The organism is Streptomyces sp. NPDC014733 (genome assembly GCF_043083385.1).
Lineage (GTDB): Bacteria > Actinomycetota > Actinomycetes > Streptomycetales > Streptomycetaceae > Streptomyces.
Genome location: NZ_JBIBYO010000005.1, coordinates 74342 through 90392, shown reverse-complemented (window position 1 = coordinate 90392; position 16051 = coordinate 74342). Strand labels below are relative to the sequence as shown.

Here is a 16051-nt window from a genome sequence, read left to right as displayed (position 1 = left end):
GGCTCCGAGGGGTGACGCCGTCCCGCCCGACGCCTTTCTACGTTTCCTTCCGTCGCACCACCGCACGAGGGAGACACCATGGCACTGTTCCGAGCCGCCACCCGGCGCGGCCGACGCGCGCTGATCACCGCCGCGCTCGTCGCGCTCGTCGCCGGGGGTACGGGCGGCTGGGCCGCGGGCTCCGCCGAGACCGCCGTGACCGGCCCCGCACCGGGCGCCGCCGCCTGGCGCGCGGACCACTCCCTGGGCATCCGGCTGCCGGACCCGGCAACGGCCTCCCCGGCCGAGGTGGCCCGCTTCTTCCACGGGCTGACCACCACCCAGCGGCGCATCCTCGTGGTGCGGCACCCGCTGACCGTCGGCAACCTCGACGGCGCCCCGACAGCCCTGCGGTACCAGGCCAACTCCCTTGCTCTGAAGGCCGAACGGGACCGGCAGCGGGCGCTGTCCACCGACCCCGGCGGCACCCTGGAGGACCATCGGGCGGCACGCCGGGCGGCCGACCGCTGCGCCGAACTGCTCGCGCCCGGCCGGCAGATCCTCGCCTTCGACCCGCGCGGTCGCGGTCAGATAGCGGAGGTGCACGGCGATCTGACGAGAGCGGAGCGCACCGCTGTGATCGTGCCCGGCTCCGACATCGACCTGACCACCTTCGACCGCGCTCACGATCCGTACGGCACACCGACAGGGATGGCGATATCGCTACGTGCCCGGATGGCCGCCGACGGCCCCGGTGTCCGGACGGCCGTGATCGCCTGGACCGGGTACACCACCCCGGTCGGTCTGGGGCCTGACGCCGCGACCGGGCGGCTCGCCGAGGCCGGTGCGCCCCGGCTGGTGCGCTTCCTGTCCGGGTTGGCCGCGGTGGGCGCCCCCGCACCGGCGCTGCTCTGCCACAGCTACGGCTCGGTCGTCTGCGGTCTCGCCGGGCCGGTGCTGGGCCACACCGCACGGGATCTGATCATCTTCGGCTCCCCCGGTATGCGCCGCCCCTCCGCCGCCGCGGTGGACGACTACGCCCAGGTGTGGGCCGCGCGGGACGCCACGGACTGGATAGGCAACGTTCCGCACGTCGATGTCCTGGGACTGGGGCATGGAGAGGACCCCACCGACCCGGCATTCGGCGCGCGGCGGGTCTCCGCACAGCGGGCCGAGGGCCACACCGGCTATCTCGCCCCGGGCACCGACTCGCTGCGCAACTTCGCCGCCATCACGCTCGGCCACTACTCGGTCGTCACCTGAACCAGGGCCGGTCAACGGCCGGTTCGGGCGCAGGCCTGCGGCCGCCCGCACTCGGTGGTCTGCTCGACAACGACCCACCGGGCAAGGACGGCCCGTCCCCACGGCGGGGGTTCCCCCGCCGTCCTGTCCGTCATCCCCGTCCGGCAGAGGTGAACGTCATGTCCGCGTACCGGTCCCCCGCGACCTTCCCCGCGATGGGCTCCAGCAGTGCCAACTCCTCCGCCGTGAGGCGGATGCGGGTGGCGGCGGCGTTCTCTTCGATACGGGTACGCCTGCGGGTGCCCGGGATCGGCACCACGCTGAGGCCGTGGACCTCGGCCCGCTGCTGGACCCACGCGAGCGCGATCTGTCCGGGCGTCGCGCCGTGCGCGGCGGCGAGGGCGTGGACGGGCTCCAGCAGTGCGGCGTTGACCGTGGCGTTGTCACCGGTGAAGCGCGGCTGCTGGCGGCGGAAGTCGTCCTGGCCCAGCTCCTTCTCCGCGCTGACGAAGGAACCGGTCAGGAAGCCCCGGCCGAGCGGCGAGTACGGGACGAAGCCCACGCCCAGCTCGGCGGCGGCAGCGACCACGCCGTTCTCCACGTCACGGCTGAAGAGCGACCACTCGGACTGGAGCGCGGCGATCGGGTGGACGGCCTGGGCGGCGCGCAGTTCGGAGGCGGTCACCTCGCTGAGGCCCAGGTGCTTGACCTTGCCTTCGGCGACCAGCTCGGCCATCGCGCCGACGGTTTCCTCGATCGGGACGGAGGTGTCGCGGCGGTGCATGTAGTAGAGGTCGATCGTGTCCACGCCGAGGCGTTGCAGGCTGCCTTCGACGGCCTGCCGGATGTAGGGGCGGTCGTTGCGGATGACGCGCTTGGTCGGGTCGGCAGGGTCGAGGGACAGCGCGAACTTGGTGGCCAGCACGACCTCGTCGCGATAGTTGCGGATGAAGGGTCCGATGAACTTCTCGTTCTCACCGCTTCCGTAGAGGTCGGCGGTGTCGTAGAGGGTCACGCCCAGTTCCAGGGCGCGCTCCAGCGTCTCCCGTGCCGCGTCGGCGTCGGTCGGGCCGTAGGCGAAGCTCATGCCCATGCAGCCCAGGCCCTGGATTCCGACGCGGGGGCCGCCGGTGCCCAGTTCCACGGTGTCGATCTTCTCGCTCCCCATAGCGGATCAGCCCTTCTCGGACGCCCGGCGTCGGGCGTCGGCGTAGATATCGATCTTGTAGTCGAGTACGGCGAGGGTGTCCTGCAGCTCCGCGATGCGGTGCCGTACGTCCTCGCGGTGCATGGTCAGCAGCTCTTCGCGTTCGGTGAAGGTGGCGTCGCCGCCCTTGACCAGTTCGGCGTAGCGCACCATGTCGGCGACCGGCATGCCGGTGAGCCGCAGTTTGGCGACCAGCGCCAGCCAGTCCAGATCGCGGTTGGTGAAGCGCCGCTGCCCGGTGTGGCTGCGGTCGACGTGCGGCATCAGGCCGATCCGCTCGTACCAGCGCAGGGTGTGGGCGCTGAGCCCGGTGTACGACGCCACCTCGCTGATCGAGTAGCGGTCCCGGCCGGTCGGGCGCGGATGGAACACCTCCTGCGCACAGCTCTGCGCCGCCCGCTGCGGGCCGCCGGGTGTCCGCTGGACGGACACCGCTCCGTCACCCGCCGCCGTTTCCTCGATCACCGGCTCGCTCTGCGTCACCGTCATGCCGCGTCTCCCCTGTTCGGCTGTCGCCCCCGTCGACGTGGTTCAACGCTAGAGAGTTGGAGTGCACTCCAGGCAAGCGCGATCTTGACCTGGATTTGGCAAGCCCCCGGAGCCGCCCGTGCCGTCCCCGGCCCGGCCCCCGGGCGCGGGCCCGGTCCGCCGTTCCCTCTCCGGCCGGAGCACCGGCCCGGCAGAAGCCCTGCGCCGACCGGCCTGCGAGCCCGGGTCAGGTGGCCTTTAGGCTCGTCCCATGCAGAGCCTGCGGATGATCGAGAACTGGCCGGTGCCGACCGCTGCGGCCGCCGTCGTACGAGCCGACGGCAGCGTGGCCGGGGCACACGGGCCCCAGCAGCACCGCTTCCCGCTGGCCTCGGTGACCAAGCCGCTGGCCGCCTATGCCGCACTGGTGGCGATCGAGGAGGGCGCGGTCGAGCTGGACGAACCGGCCGGGCCCGAGGGCTCCACCGTGCGCCATCTCCTCGCCCACACCTCCGGCCTCGCCTTCGACGAGCAGCGCACCATGGCCGCGCCGGGTACCCGGCGGATCTACTCCAACGCCGGTTTCGAGACGCTGGGCGACCACATCGCCAAGGCCACCGACATCCCCTTCCCCCAGTACCTGCGGGAAGCGGTGCTGGAGCCGCTCGGGATGGAGGCGACGGAGCTGGCCGGTTCCCCGGCCAAGGACGGCGTCTCGACCGTCGCCGACCTGATCCGCTTCGCCGCCGAGTTGCAGGCGCCGCGGCTGCTCGCGCCGGAGACCGTCACCGCCGCGACCTCCGTGGTCTTCGCCGGGCTCACCGGCGTACTCCCCGGCTACGGTCATCAGAAGCCCAACGACTGGGGTCTGGGGTTCGAGATCCGCGACGGGAAGTCGCCGCACTGGACGGGCGCTTCGTCGTCGGCGCGGACGTTCGGCCACTTCGGTCAGTCCGGGACGTTCCTGTGGGTGGACCCGGAGGCGGGCGGCTCCGGCGCCGCCTGCATCGCCCTCACCGACCGGGCCTTCGGCCCCTGGGCCGTGGACGCCTGGCCGCCGCTGACCGACGCGGTCCTGGCCGAGCTGCGCTCCGCCTGACATCCGGCGGCCGGGCCCCGCAGGTCCCGGCCGCCGACCACCCGGCCCGGCCCGTCACCGACCGGGCCGCACCCCGCGCCGAGGGGCGCCCGCAGCACACCGCCCGTCACTCATCCACACCGCGACTCCCCTGCCCCGCGCTCCCCCTGCCCCACGGCTCACACGTACCGCGGCTCCGCCCCCATCTCCCAGATCAGGCACTCCGCGGGGCCGTTCGCCCGCAGCCGGACGCCGCGCTCCTCGGTGAGCCGCGCGGCGTCACCGGCCGTCAGCACGTCCTCGCCCAGCCGCAGCTCACCGCGTACCACCTGCGCATACACCCGCGAGGCAGCCGGGAGTTCGGTGCTCTCGCCGGCGGCGAGGCGGCGGATGTGCAGCGTCGCGCCGGCCCGCGGCACGGCGTACGGGGTGTTGTCCGCGAGGCCGCGCACCACGTCGTACGCGGGGGTGCCGCCGAACTCCGTCGGTGCCAGCCACATCTGGACGAAGCGCAGCGGTTCGGGGCCGTCGTTGCGCTCGATGTGCCGGACACCGTCGGCGGCGCTCAGCCGGGCCAGGTCACCCGGCCGTACCGTCGTCTCGTGCCCCGCGGAGTCGCGGTGGGTCAGTTCACCCTCGACGACCCAGGTGACGATCTCGGTGTCACGGTGCGGGTGCTCGTCGAATCCGGCGCCCGGTGCGAGCCGCTCCTCGTTGCAGGCGATCAGTGCGCCGAACCGCAGGTTGGCGGGGTCGTAATGGGGACCGAAGGAGAACGCGTGCAGCGTCTCGATGCCGGCTTCCGGATCGCCGCCCCGATAGCGTTCCGCGCCCGCGTGCACCTGAATCATGCAGTCACCGTAGCCCCGCCGCGCCACGTGCCCGCCCCGATAAGGCAGTCTTGTCCCGTGTCTGAACCCGCATCGCGCGCCCCTCATCCGCACCAGGCGACCCTCCGCAGGCTGGAGCAGTCGTCCGGGAAACTCGCCGCGGCAGCCATCGCCCGCATGGACGCGCAGCTGCCCTGGTACCGCGCGATGCCACCGGAGAACCGCTCCTGGATCGGTCTGGTGGCACAGGCCGGTATCGCCGCGTTCACCGAGTGGTTCCGGCACCCCGAGACCCCCCAGGCGATCAGTACCGATGTCTTCGGCACCGCACCGCGCGAGCTGACCCGGGCGATCACGCTGCGCCAGACCGTGGAGATGGTCCGGACGACCATCGAGGTCATGGAGTCGGCGATCGACGAGGTCGCGGCACCCGGTGACGAATCGGTCCTGCGGGAAGCGCTGCTCGTCTACGCCCGCGAGATCGCCTTCGCCACCGCGCAGGTATACGCCCAGGCCGCCGAGGCCCGGGGCGCCTGGGACGCCCGGCTGGAGTCACTCGTCGTCAACGCGGTGCTCTCCGGTGAGGCCGACGAGGGCGCGGTCTCCCGGGCCGCGGCCCTGGGCTGGAACTCCCCCGAGCACGTCTGCGTCGTTCTGGGCACCGCCCCCGACGGCGACAGCGAACTGACCGTGGAGGCGATCCGCCGGGCCGCCCGGCACGCCAAGCTCCAGGTGCTGACCGGCGTTCTGGGCAGCCGCCTGGTGGTGATCGCCGGCGGTTCCGACAACCCGCTCAAGGCGGCGAAGGCGCTGATCGGGCCGTACGCGGCGGGCCCGGTGGTGGCCGGTCCGGTCGTCGCCGACCTGCTCGCCGCGACGCGCTCGGCGCAGGCCGCCGCCGCCGGCCTGCGGGCCTGTGCCGCCTGGCCCGACGCCCCGCGGCCGGTGCTCGCGGACGATCTGCTGCCGGAGCGCGCGATGGCGTCGGACCCGGTCGCGCGCGACCAGCTGGTGGAGGAGATCTACAGGCCGCTGGAGGAGGCGGGCTCCGCGCTCCTGGAAACGCTGAGCGTCTATCTGGAGCAGGCCAGCAGCCTGGAGGGCGCGGCGCGGATGCTGTTCGTGCACCCGAACACCGTGCGCTATCGGCTCCGACGCGTGACGGACGTCACCGGATGGTCCCCGTCCGATGTGCGCTCGGCCTTCACCCTGCGTATCGCGCTGATCCTGGGGCGTCTGGCTGACGGAGAATCGCAGCTCTAGACTTTTGTCGGACACCAACAATTCCCCCGATGGTTCTTCGTCCCTGTCCCCACGGGCGGGCGGGACCTCCCACAAGAGAGAGTGTGAGGGTGCTCGTACTCGTCGCTCCCGGCCAAGGCGCTCAGACGCCCGGCTTCCTGACCCCCTGGCTCGACCTCCCCGGTGTCGAAGACCGGCTCCGTGAGTGGTCCGCGGCCATCGACCTGGATCTGATCCACTACGGCACGAACGCCGACGCGGACGAGATCCGCGACACCGCCGTGGCGCAGCCGCTGCTGGTGGCGTCCGCACTGATCTCCTCCCGGCAGCTGTTCGCGACGCCCGAGGAGTTCACCGCGCACGTCGGCGCCGCGGCCGGCCACAGCGTCGGCGAGCTGGCGGCCGCCGCGCTGACCGGCACGCTCACCGACACCTCCGCGATGCAGCTGGTCCGCCGGCGGGGCATGGCGATGGCCGAGGCCGCCGCCGTCACCGAGACCGGCATGGCGGCACTGCTCGGCGGCGAGGAGTCCGTCGTCGTGCCTCATCTGGAGAAGCTGGGGCTGACCCCGGCGAACGTCAACGGCGCCGGTCAGATCGTTGCGGCGGGCACCGCCGAGCAGATCGCGGCCCTCGTCGCGGACAAGCCGGAGGGCACCCGGCGGGTCGTCCCGCTGAAGGTGGCGGGCGCGTTCCACACCCACCACATGGCACCCGCCGTGGCGGCGTTGCGGTCAGCGGTCGGCGAGCTGGACGTCACCGACCCGCACACCCGCTACGTCTCCAACAAGGACGGCCGGACCGTCGCCACCGGCGACGAGCTGGTGGAGCGCCTGGTGGGCCAGGTGGCGAACCCGGTGCGCTGGGACCTGTGCATGGAGACGTTCAAGGAGCTGGGTGTCACGGCGCTCATCGAGGCGGCGCCGGGCGGCACGCTCGTCGGCCTGGCCAAGCGCGCCCTGCCCGGTGTGAAGACGCTCGCCCTCAAGACCCCCGACGACCTCGACGCGGCCCGCACCCTGATCGCCGAGCACAGCTCTCCGGTCGCCGACCCGTCGGCCGAAGAAGGAGCCCGCGCATGACCTCGAAGATCAAGCCCTCGAAGGGCGCCGAATACGCCCGGATCATGGGTGTCGGCGGCTACCGCCCGACCCGTGTCGTGCCCAACGAGGAAATCCTCAAGCACATCGACTCCTCCGACGAGTGGATCCGCTCGCGGTCGGGCATCGCCACCCGGCACTGGGCGAGCCCGGAGGAGACCGTCGCCGTCATGTCGATCGAGGCGGCGGGCAAGGCCATCGCCGACGCGGGCATCACGCCCGAGCAGATCGGCGCGGTCATCGTCTCCACCGTCTCGCACTTCAAGCAGACCCCGGCCATCGCGACGGAGATCGCGCACCGCATCGGTGCGGACCGTCCCGCGGCGTTCGACATCTCGGCCGGCTGCGCGGGCTTCGGCTACGGCCTGACCCTCGCCAAGGGCATGGTCACCGAGGGTTCCGCCGCATACGTGCTGGTCATCGGCGTGGAGCGGCTGTCGGACCTCACCGACCTGGAGGACCGTGCGACGGCCTTCCTCTTCGGTGACGGTGCCGGCGCGGTCATCGTCGGCCCCGCCAAGCAGCCCTCGATCGGCCCGACCGTCTGGGGCTCCGAGGGCGACAAAGCGGAAACGATCAAGCAGACCGTCGCCTGGGACGCGTACCGCACCACGCCGGTGCCCGGTGGCGACGGCCCCGAGGAGCGGACGGCCCCGGAGGCCATCCGCTACCCCGCCATCACGCAGGAGGGCCAGGCGGTCTTCCGGTGGGCGGTGTTCGAGATGGCGAAGGTCGCCCAGCAGGCGCTGGACGCGGCCGGGGTCAGCCCGGACGACCTGGATGTCTTCATTCCGCACCAGGCGAATATGCGGATCATCGACTCGATGGTGAAGACGCTGAAACTGCCGGAGAGCGTCACGGTCGCCCGTGACGTGGAGACCACCGGCAACACCTCCGCCGCCTCCATCCCGCTCGCCATGGAGCGGCTGTTGGCGACCGGTCAGGCCAAGAGCGGCGACACCGCGCTGGTCATCGGCTTCGGGGCGGGTCTCGTTTACGCGGCTACGGTCGTTACCCTCCCCTAGGCAAGATCTGCGCAGCGCCGTCCGTCCTCCGACGTGCCGATCGCTGCGCGCCCAGCTTCACCCCGTCAGTTACCACTAGAACACCAAGGAGCGCCACCATGGCTGCCACCCAGGAAGAGATCGTCGCCGGTCTCGCCGAGATCGTGAACGAGATCGCCGGGATCCCCACCGAGGACGTCAAGGTGGACAAGTCCTTCACCGACGACCTGGACGTCGACTCGCTGTCCATGGTCGAGGTCGTCGTCGCCGCTGAGGAGCGCTTCGACGTGAAGATCCCCGACGACGACGTCAAGAACCTCAAGACCGTCGGCGACGCGACCGATTACATCCTCAAGCACCAGAGCTGATCCAGCTCCTGCGCATGTCGCCACCCCGCGGTGGCGCCGTATTCAGACCCCTCTACCCGTGGAGTAAGAATTCCCGTGAACGCGACCAATCGCACCGTGGTCGTCACCGGTATCGGCGCAACCACACCGCTGGGTGGCGACAGCGCTTCGACCTGGGAGGCCCTGCTCGCCGGCCGGTCCGGTGTGGGCACCCTGGACGAGGACTGGGCAGCCGACCTCCCGGTCCGTATCGCCGCCCGTGCGGCGGTGGACCCCGGTGAGGTCCTCCCCAAGCCGCAGGCCCGCAAGCTGGACCGCTCGGCGCAGTTCGCGCTGATCGCGGCCCGTGAGGCGTGGGCCGACGCCGGTTTCACCGGTAAGGCGGGCGAGGACACCTCGGTCGACCCCGACCGGCTCGGCACCGTCATCGCCTCCGGCATCGGCGGCGTGACGACCCTGCTCGGCCAGTACGACGTGCTGAAGGAGAAGGGCGTTCGCCGCGTCTCCCCGCACACCGTGCCGATGCTGATGCCGAACGGCCCGTCCGCCAACGTCGGCCTGGCCGTCAACGCCCGCGCGGGTGTGCACACCCCCGTCAGCGCCTGTGCGTCCGGTTCCGAGGCGATCGGCTACGCCATCGAGATGATCCGCACCGGCCGTGCGGACATCGTGGTCGCGGGCGGTACGGAGGCGGCGATCCACCCGCTGCCGATCGCCGCGTTCGGCAACATGATGGCGATGTCGAAGTCGAACGACGACCCGCAGGGCGCCTCCCGCCCCTTCGACTCCGCGCGCAACGGTTTCGTCCTCGGTGAGGGCGCCGGTGTGATCGTGCTGGAGTCCGCGGAGCACGCCGCCAAGCGCGGTGCGCGGGTCTACGCCGAGGCCGTCGGCCAGGGCATCTCCGCCGACAGCCACGACATCGTGCAGCCCGAGCCGTCCGGCAACGGCATCGCGCACGCGCTGCAGAGCCTGCTCGACAACAGCGACCTGGACCCGTCCGAGATCGTGCACGTCAACGCGCACGCGACCTCGACGCCGCAGGGCGACCTCGCCGAGCTGAAGGCGCTGCGCAAGGTCTTCGGCGACGACACCGACCACATCGCCGTCGCCAGCACCAAGTCGATGACCGGTCACCTGCTGGGTGGCGCCGGTGGTATCGAGTCCGTCGCGTCGATCCTGTCGGTGTACCACCGGGTGGCGCCGCCGACGATCAACGTCGAGAACCTCGACCCCGAGATCGACGTCGACATCATCCGCGACGAGCCCCGCAAGCTGCCCGCCGAGGGCCGCATCGCGGCGCTGAACGACTCGTTCGGCTTCGGCGGTCACAACGTCGTGCTGGCGTTCCGCACCGTCTGAACGCAGCCCTGACGTACGAGGGCCCGCCCGGTCACCACGACCGGGCGGGCCTTCGGCGTGCGTGGCCCGGTCAGTCGCCGAACGAGGCGTGGTAGGCGGCGGCCGCGTCCTCGGCGCCGTGGCCCTGCTCCTCCGCCCGGCGCAGCCGTTCGGCGGCGGCCGCGGCGAGGTCGGTGCGGACGCCGGCCGCCGCGGCGGCCTCGGCGATGAGCCGGGCGTCCTTGCGGGCCGCGGAGACGGTGAAGCTGGGCCGGAGGTCGCCGGAGAGGATGGCCTCGGCCTTCATGTGCAGGTAGGGCAGGTCGAGCGGGCCGCCGTCGACGGTGGCGAGGAAGTCGCGCGGGTCGACGTCGAGCCCTTCGGCGAGCGCGACGGCCTCGCCGACGCCGTTGATGACGGTCAGCACCCAGCTGTTGAAGACGAGTTTGAGACGGCTGGCGCGGCCGTCCGTCCCGTCGTCGCCGACCCAGCGGGTGGTGCGCCCGATGACGTCGAAGACGGCGGCGGCCCGCTCGCGGACGTCGGTCGGCCCGGCGGCCAGAACGGTCAGTTGGCCCTGTTCCGCGGGGGCCTTGGTGCCCAGGACGGGGGCGTCGACGTAGCGGAGACCGTGGGCGGCGGCCAAGTCCGAGAGCGGGGCGGTGCCCTCGATGCCGACGGTGCTCGTCTGAAGCCAGAGGGTGCCGCGGGCGAGGTGCGGTGCCGCCGCCGTCATCGCGTGGAGGACGGCGGGACCGTCGAGGAGCATGGTGAGGACGGTGTCCGCCCCGTCCACGGCCTCGGCCGGGGTGTCGGTGACGCGGATGCCGTCGGCGGTGAGGGGTTCGGCCCGGGCGCGGGTGCGGTTCCAGGCGCGGACGTCGTGCCCGGCGCGGGCGAGGTTGCGGGCCATCGCCGTGCCCATGATGCCGGTGCCGAGCACCGCCACAGAGATGTGATCAGCCATGTCCGCACGCTAAGGCGTCGTGTGCGCACGGGGGCACGGCGCGGCGGAGCGGTCAGACGACTTGATGCAGCCAGCGGACGGGGGCGCCTTCGCCGGCGTGCCGGAAGGGTTCCAGTTCGTCGTCCCAGGGTTTGCCGAGGAGGCGGGCGACCTCGGCGGTGAGGTCGCTCTCACCGCCCTCGGCGCGGACGACGGCGGCGCGCAGCCGGTCCTCGGGGATGAGGATGTCGCCGTGGATTCCGGTGACGGCGTGGAAGATGCCCAGGTCGGGCGTGGAGCTGTAGCGCTCGCCCTCGGCCGTGGCGCAGGGTTCGGCGGTGACCTCGAAGCGCAGCAGATGCCAGCCGCGCAGCGCGGAGGCGAGCTTGGAGGCGGTGCCGACGGCGCCCTGCCAGGAGAATTCGGCTCTCCAGGTGCCGGGGGCGGCGGGCTGGGCGATCCAGTCGAGGGTGACGCGTACGCCGAGGACGCCCGCGACGGCCCATTCGACGTGAGGGCAGAGCGCGCGGGGTGCGGAGTGGACGTACAGAACTCCACGGGTCGTCACCGGGACCTCCAGTGCGGTTCGAGGTTCGCCTTCCCCGGCGGCCTCGTGCCCGCCCTGTCGGCGGCCGGGGCGAGTGCCGGCGGTCCGCCCGGGTGAGCGTTTCGGCACCGGCCTGCCAGGTGACCTACAGTAAACACCATTGGGCTCAATATGCCGCAATCTGCCGTAAAAAGGACAGGAAATGACGGGTTGCCAGAGGTTTGCGCCGATGGTGCGTACCCGTTCGGGCCATCGCGCGGCGGCCCCGGACCGGGGCTGTCCCACGGTGCCGGCCGAGGGGTGACGTACCGTCGGTACTTCGAAGAGATATCACCCACGGGCCGGAGGGGACAGGGGATGACAGAGATCGACCGGTCGTTCTCCTCTCGGCGTACGGCTTTCTTCCGGATGCGGTCCGCTGAGGTGGCCCTCCCCGGGCGGAACGGTTCGGCAGGGGGCGTGCGGCGCCGCGCGGGCGCCGCCCTCGTCGTCGGTGCGCTGCTGCTCTCCGTGACCGCGTGCAGCGAGGACGGCTCCGGAGCGCCGACGGCACGGCCGAGCCCGAAGGCTTCCACGCCGTCCGCCGGGCCCGCTCCGGTGTGGCGCACCGCCCCGGCGTCGATCGCGGCGCTCGGCGACTCCATCACCGTCGGCTTCGACGCCTGCACGGTGCTCTCCGACTGCCCGGAGGTCTCCTGGTCGACGGGCACCTCCCCCAAGGTCGACAGCCTCGCGAGGCGACTGCTGGAGCGCCCCGCGGGGCACAGCTGGAACCATGCCCGCACCGGTGCGCTGATGAGCGACCTGCCGGATCAGGTCGACGCGGCCAAGGCGCACCGGCCCGAGCTGGTGACGGTGCTGATCGGCGCCAATGACGCCTGCCGGAGCGAGGTGCGCGCGATGACCCCGGCCGCCGCCTTCCGCGCCGACTTCGCCCGGGCGATGAAGAAGCTGCGCACCTCGCTGCCGCGGACACAGGTGTACGTCGCGGCCGTGCCCGACCTGCTGCGCCTGTGGTCGGAGGGGCGCAAGAACCCGCTCGGCAAGCAGGTGTGGCAGCTGGGGATCTGCGGCTCGATGCTGCGCGACCCGGACGATCTGACGGACGCGGCGGCCGAGCGCCGCGAAGAGGTACGCGAGCGCGTCAAGACGTACAACAAGGCGCTGGAGGAGGTCTGCGCCGAGGACTCCCTCTGCCGCTTCGACCCGGGGGTCTTCGACTACCGCTTCACGGAGCGGCAGTTGAGCAGCTGGGACTGGTTCCATCCCGGCGTCCGCGGCCAGGGTGAGCTGGCGGAGATGGCGTTCCGGACGATCACCCGTAAGGGTCCGGTGGCGTGACCCTGGCTGCGGTGTCCGGGTCCGGTCGTCCTGTGGCATGAGGCGCCCCGGCGCGCTGTACCGGAAGATCTTCGGTGACCGGTATCGCCGTCGACTTCTGGGGGAACCTCGCCATGGCCCGTCTCCGTACCACCGTCCTCGCCCTGACCTGCGCGGGAGCGGCAGCCTTGCTGACCGGCTGCTCGGGCGGGTTCGGTCCGTCGCAGTCCGGGGAGCGGACGTATTCGGTGTCCGGTGACGTCCGGACGGTGACGGCCAAGACGGCGGGCGGCTCCGTCGAGGTGGTGGCGACGGACGGCAGCGGTCCGGTACGCGTCACGGAGAAGTATTCGTACCGCGGCGACCGCCCGACGCCGACCCATTCCGTCGCGGACGGCGAACTGACGCTGGACGCCGCGGTGTGCCGGGGCATGGGCGACAACTGCACGGTGAGCTACCGGGTGCAGGTGCCGCGGGCGATCGCGGTCGATCTGCACACCAGCGGCGGGGACGTCACCGTGCGCGGCACGGCGGGTTCCGTCGCCGCGGAGACCAGCGGCGGGGACGTCACCCTGGACGCCGTCGCCGCGCACAAGGCACGGGCGAAGACCAGCGGTGGCAATGTGAGCGCCACGTTCACCACCGTGCCCGACGAGGTGTCGGGCGTCACCAGCGGCGGGGACGTCACGATCCGGGTGCCGAAGAGCACGTACGACGTGGAGGCCACGACCAGCGGCGGGGACCGGAAGGTCACGGTGCCCACGGACCCGGACGCCCGCCGCCGGGTGGAGGCGCGCACCAGCGGCGGGGACGTGTCGGTGCTGGCGACTTCCTGAGAGCGGGCGGGGCGAGGGCGGCGGGTGGTCTGCCGGTCACCCTCCCGACCTGCTGGTCTTCCCGCCGGACGTGAGTTGTCCACAGGCTCTGCGCGGATGAGTTGCGCGGATGCATGATGACGGCATGTTGATCGCCGCAGCTCAATTCCCGTCCCGCCGCCACGACATCGCGGCCAACGCCGCACGCATGGCCGCCCTCCTCGCCCGCGCCGCCGATCTCGGCGTGTCCCTGGTCGTCTTCGCCGAGCTGGCTCTCACGCAGTACGACCTCGACGCCGTCGCAGCCGATCCGGGCCTCGCCCTCACGCCGGACGACACACGGCTGGCGCCGGTGCGGCAGGCGTGCCGGGCCCACGGTGTCGGGGCGGTGGTCAACCTCCCCGCGCGGGAGCCCGGCGCCCCGGCGGGCAGACCGGGGATCACCTCGTTCGTCTTCGGTCCGGACGGGGCGCTGCTGACGCGCTATACGAAGCGTCATCTGTTCGGCCGGGAGGGCGCGCTCTTCGCCCCGGGCCGCACTGAGGGCCGGTTCCGTCTCGGCGGCATCCACTTCTCCCTCGCCACCTGCTACGACAACTCCTTCCCGGAGCTAGCCGAGCGCGCCGCGGCGGACGGCTGCCGGGTGTATCTGGCGAGTTCGTTCCACAGTTCGGCTCAGAGCCTGACGAAGTATCCGGAGCGGGCGCGGGACAACGGCCTCCATGTGCTGCTCGCCAACGGCGTGGGCACCGGCAGCGGCGCCTCCGGCCCGGGCTGCGGCCTCAGCGGCGCCTGGCTGCCGGACGGACGCCGGGTGGCGTCGGCCGGGCCGGGGGCGGGCGGGCCGGAGGAGGGTGAGCTGGTGCTGACCGATGTACGGGACGCCGTCGTGCTGATGGCGGATCCGGCGGTGGCCGCGGTGCCGGTCCGTGAGTGCGGGGAGCCGCTGGTGGATGTGCGGGAGGCGGCTCCCGGCCTGCTGGCGCCCGAGGCGGGGAAGCTGACCGCGGACGGCGCCGCCGCGTATCTGCGGTCCGGGGTGCTGGAGCGGCTGCTCACCGCGGAGCGGGCGCTCCCGGACGGCCTGCGGCTCCGGCTGGCTGAGGGGTACCGCCCGCCGGCCCTCCAGCGGCACTACTTCGAGGAGTACGCCGACACGCTGCGCGAGGCGCACCCCGACTGGGCGGCGGAGCGGGTGCACTCCGCGGCGTCCCGGTACGTCTCGCCGCCGGAGATCGCCCCGCACAGTGCGGGCGGCGCCGCGGATCTGATCCTGACCAGCGCCGACGGCACTCCGGTCGACATGGGAACGCGGCTGAACGCCTCGCCGGAGGAGAGCGACGGCGCCTGCTACACCGCCGCGCCCGGCATATCCGCGGCGGCGCGTCGGGCCCGGCGGACGCTGGGCGCCGCGCTGACGGCGGCCGGGCTGGTCAACTACCCGACGGAGTGGTGGCACTGGTCGTACGGCGACCGCTACTGGGCGCTGGAGACGGGCGCGGACGCCGCGCTGTACGGGCCGAAGGAGCCGGCATGAGCGAAGACCGCGGCGGAGGAGCGGAGTTGCCCGGTCCGGTGCTGCTGGGGGACGCCGAGGTACGGGAGGTGCTGGACGTACCGTGCACGGTACGGGCGGTGCGGCGCGCGTTGCTGGAACACCACGCGGGACAGCTGGCCGCACCGCCCCGCCTCCGCGCCGGGCTGGGCGGACAGGAGCTGGTGTTCACCGCCGGTCGGCTGGCCGGTGAGGGGCTGCACGGCTTCCGTGCGTACGGCATCGGCGGCGGCGATCAGCTGGTGGCGGTCTGGGACACCGCAAGCGGGGCGCTGCTGGCGGTGGTGCACGGCGCGGAGCTGGGGCCGCGGCGGACGGGCGCGATCGGGGCGGTGGCGGTCGAGGCCCTGGCCCGGCCGGACGCGGTGCGGTGGGGGCTGATCGGCACGGGTCCGCAGGCCTGGGCCCAGCTCTGGGCGCTGGCGGCGGGCCCGCTGCGGCCCGAGGCGGTCACGGTCTGCGGGCGCCGGAGGGACCGCGCCGAACGGTTCGCCGCCCGCGCCGGGGCGGAGTGGGGGCTCCCGGTCCGGGTGGCGCGCGAGGTACGGGAGGCGGTGTCCGGGCAGGACGTGGTCATCGTGGCGACGAACAGCCCGCGGCCGGTGCTGGAGGCGGGGTGGGTGGCGCCGGGCACCCATCTGAGCACGCTCGGCCCCAAGTCCCCCACCCGCCACGAGATACCGCCCGAGCTGGCGGCGCGGGCAGCGGTGATCGCCACGGATTCCCCGGCTCAGGCCGGGGCGTACGGCACCGGCCATCTGCTGGGCCCGGCCCCGATGACGGCACTCGGCGCGATCCTGGCGGGCTCCGCACCGGGCCGGACCGACGCCGACGCGATCACCCTCTTCGCGTCGGTCGGCCTGGCTGGCACGGAGGTCGCGGTGGCGGCGGAGCTGGTGGGGAGGTACCGGGGGCGGGGCTGACGGACCGCCGGGCAGGGCGTTCCCGAAAGGAGCCCGCTCCCGGGCCCACCCCTGGCTCCCCTGCGAGGCGCATGTCGTACGGCCGCACCCGCCGCGCGCCGCGCGCC

At 72.7% G+C, this 16051-nt stretch carries 16 protein-coding genes; 11 read left to right on the top strand and 5 right to left on the bottom strand.

Annotation, left to right across the window (positions count from 1 at the left end; translation table 11 throughout):
* The first annotated feature begins 78 nt into the window (after positions 1 to 78).
* A complete protein-coding gene (locus tag ACF1BH_RS14180) occupies positions 79 to 1242 on the top strand; it encodes an alpha/beta hydrolase (RefSeq protein WP_391642738.1) in 1164 nt (387 codons plus the stop codon).
* Positions 1243 to 1372: 130 nt separating this feature from the next.
* Here the strand turns inward: ACF1BH_RS14180 and ACF1BH_RS14175 are convergent, their stop codons facing one another.
* Both ACF1BH_RS14175 and ACF1BH_RS14170 read right to left on the bottom strand, forming a co-directional pair.
* Positions 1373 to 2389: an aldo/keto reductase gene (locus tag ACF1BH_RS14175; protein WP_391642737.1), complete on the bottom strand. Its 1017-nt coding sequence runs from the start codon at positions 2387 to 2389 to the stop codon at positions 1373 to 1375.
* 6 nt (positions 2390 to 2395) lie between these two features.
* Positions 2396 to 2917: a MerR family transcriptional regulator gene (locus ACF1BH_RS14170; protein WP_391642736.1), complete on the bottom strand. Its 522-nt coding sequence runs from the start codon at positions 2915 to 2917 to the stop codon at positions 2396 to 2398.
* Positions 2918 to 3167: 250 nt separating this feature from the next.
* Between ACF1BH_RS14170 and ACF1BH_RS14165 the strand changes: the two genes are divergently transcribed.
* Complete coding sequence (locus ACF1BH_RS14165; RefSeq protein WP_391642735.1) at positions 3168 to 3995, top strand: serine hydrolase domain-containing protein; 828 nt, start codon at positions 3168 to 3170, stop codon at positions 3993 to 3995.
* A gap of 158 nt (positions 3996 to 4153) precedes the next feature.
* Here the strand turns inward: ACF1BH_RS14165 and ACF1BH_RS14160 are convergent, their stop codons facing one another.
* Positions 4154 to 4825, bottom strand: coding sequence for a pirin family protein (locus ACF1BH_RS14160; RefSeq protein WP_391642734.1), 672 nt, complete (start codon positions 4823 to 4825; stop codon positions 4154 to 4156).
* Between the two features lie 57 nt (positions 4826 to 4882).
* On the opposite strand from ACF1BH_RS14160, the gene ACF1BH_RS14155 reads away from it, so the two are divergent.
* From ACF1BH_RS14155 to ACF1BH_RS14135, 5 genes are all read left to right on the top strand, one after another.
* Positions 4883 to 6067 carry a CdaR family transcriptional regulator gene (locus ACF1BH_RS14155; RefSeq protein ID WP_030286795.1) on the top strand — a complete coding sequence of 395 codons (1185 nt, stop codon included), beginning with the start codon at positions 4883 to 4885 and terminating at the stop codon, positions 6065 to 6067.
* An 89-nt stretch (positions 6068 to 6156) separates the two neighbouring features.
* The gene (locus tag ACF1BH_RS14150) at positions 6157 to 7128 is read left to right on the top strand and encodes an ACP S-malonyltransferase (protein WP_391643063.1); all 972 of its coding nucleotides are present in this window, start codon (positions 6157 to 6159) and stop codon (positions 7126 to 7128) included.
* Complete coding sequence (locus tag ACF1BH_RS14145; RefSeq protein ID WP_391642733.1) at positions 7125 to 8171, top strand: ketoacyl-ACP synthase III; 1047 nt, start codon at positions 7125 to 7127, stop codon at positions 8169 to 8171. The genes ACF1BH_RS14150 and ACF1BH_RS14145 overlap by 4 nt, the downstream gene beginning before the upstream one ends.
* 98 nt (positions 8172 to 8269) lie before the next feature.
* Positions 8270 to 8518 carry an acyl carrier protein gene (locus tag ACF1BH_RS14140; protein ID WP_033268693.1) on the top strand — a complete coding sequence of 83 codons (249 nt, stop codon included), beginning with the start codon at positions 8270 to 8272 and terminating at the stop codon, positions 8516 to 8518.
* Between the two features lie 75 nt (positions 8519 to 8593).
* Positions 8594 to 9859: a beta-ketoacyl-[acyl-carrier-protein] synthase family protein gene (locus tag ACF1BH_RS14135; protein ID WP_391642732.1), complete on the top strand. Its 1266-nt coding sequence runs from the start codon at positions 8594 to 8596 to the stop codon at positions 9857 to 9859.
* A gap of 70 nt (positions 9860 to 9929) precedes the next feature.
* On the opposite strand, the gene ACF1BH_RS14130 is transcribed toward ACF1BH_RS14135, so the two are convergent.
* Together ACF1BH_RS14130 and ACF1BH_RS14125 are read right to left on the bottom strand one after the other, a co-directional pair.
* The gene (locus ACF1BH_RS14130; RefSeq protein WP_391642731.1) at positions 9930 to 10805 is read right to left on the bottom strand and encodes an NAD(P)-dependent oxidoreductase; all 876 of its coding nucleotides are present in this window, start codon (positions 10803 to 10805) and stop codon (positions 9930 to 9932) included.
* A 52-nt stretch (positions 10806 to 10857) separates the two neighbouring features.
* Complete coding sequence (locus tag ACF1BH_RS14125; protein WP_391642730.1) at positions 10858 to 11352, bottom strand: DUF3145 domain-containing protein; 495 nt, start codon at positions 11350 to 11352, stop codon at positions 10858 to 10860.
* A 336-nt stretch (positions 11353 to 11688) separates the two neighbouring features.
* On the opposite strand from ACF1BH_RS14125, the gene ACF1BH_RS14120 reads away from it, so the two are divergent.
* The 4 genes from ACF1BH_RS14120 (at position 11689) to ACF1BH_RS14105 (ending at position 15944) form a co-directional block, all read left to right on the top strand.
* Positions 11689 to 12672 (top strand): GDSL-type esterase/lipase family protein, encoded by a 984-nt coding sequence (locus ACF1BH_RS14120; protein ID WP_391642729.1) that lies wholly within the window; start codon positions 11689 to 11691, stop codon positions 12670 to 12672.
* Positions 12673 to 12746: 74 nt separating this feature from the next.
* Positions 12747 to 13487, top strand: coding sequence for a DUF4097 family beta strand repeat-containing protein (locus ACF1BH_RS14115; protein ID WP_391642728.1), 741 nt, complete (start codon positions 12747 to 12749; stop codon positions 13485 to 13487).
* 124 nt (positions 13488 to 13611) lie between these two features.
* Positions 13612 to 15003, top strand: a complete 1392-nt coding sequence (locus ACF1BH_RS14110) for a nitrilase-related carbon-nitrogen hydrolase (RefSeq protein ID WP_391642727.1) — start codon at positions 13612 to 13614, stop codon at positions 15001 to 15003.
* The gene (locus ACF1BH_RS14105; protein ID WP_391642726.1) at positions 15000 to 15944 is read left to right on the top strand and encodes an ornithine cyclodeaminase family protein; all 945 of its coding nucleotides are present in this window, start codon (positions 15000 to 15002) and stop codon (positions 15942 to 15944) included. The genes ACF1BH_RS14110 and ACF1BH_RS14105 overlap by 4 nt, the downstream gene beginning before the upstream one ends.
* Positions 15945 to 16051 lie beyond the last annotated feature (107 nt).

Excerpts from the sequence above, each read along its gene's own strand:
- ACF1BH_RS14180 (WP_391642738.1), top strand. The coding sequence starts at position 79 with ATGGCACTGTTCCGAGCCGCCACCCGGCGCGGCCGACGCGCGCTGATC.
- ACF1BH_RS14175 (WP_391642737.1), bottom strand. The coding sequence starts at position 2,389 with ATGGGGAGCGAGAAGATCGACACCGTGGAACTGGGCACCGGCGGCCCC.
- ACF1BH_RS14170 (WP_391642736.1), bottom strand. The coding sequence starts at position 2,917 with ATGACGGTGACGCAGAGCGAGCCGGTGATCGAGGAAACGGCGGCGGGT.
- ACF1BH_RS14165 (WP_391642735.1), top strand. The coding sequence starts at position 3,168 with ATGCAGAGCCTGCGGATGATCGAGAACTGGCCGGTGCCGACCGCTGCG.
- ACF1BH_RS14160 (WP_391642734.1), bottom strand. The coding sequence starts at position 4,825 with ATGATTCAGGTGCACGCGGGCGCGGAACGCTATCGGGGCGGCGATCCG.
- ACF1BH_RS14145 (WP_391642733.1), top strand. The coding sequence starts at position 7,125 with ATGACCTCGAAGATCAAGCCCTCGAAGGGCGCCGAATACGCCCGGATC.
- ACF1BH_RS14140 (WP_033268693.1), top strand. The coding sequence starts at position 8,270 with ATGGCTGCCACCCAGGAAGAGATCGTCGCCGGTCTCGCCGAGATCGTG.
- ACF1BH_RS14130 (WP_391642731.1), bottom strand. The coding sequence starts at position 10,805 with ATGGCTGATCACATCTCTGTGGCGGTGCTCGGCACCGGCATCATGGGC.
- ACF1BH_RS14120 (WP_391642729.1), top strand. The coding sequence starts at position 11,689 with ATGACAGAGATCGACCGGTCGTTCTCCTCTCGGCGTACGGCTTTCTTC.
- ACF1BH_RS14110 (WP_391642727.1), top strand. The coding sequence starts at position 13,612 with ATGTTGATCGCCGCAGCTCAATTCCCGTCCCGCCGCCACGACATCGCG.
- ACF1BH_RS14105 (WP_391642726.1), top strand. The coding sequence starts at position 15,000 with ATGAGCGAAGACCGCGGCGGAGGAGCGGAGTTGCCCGGTCCGGTGCTG.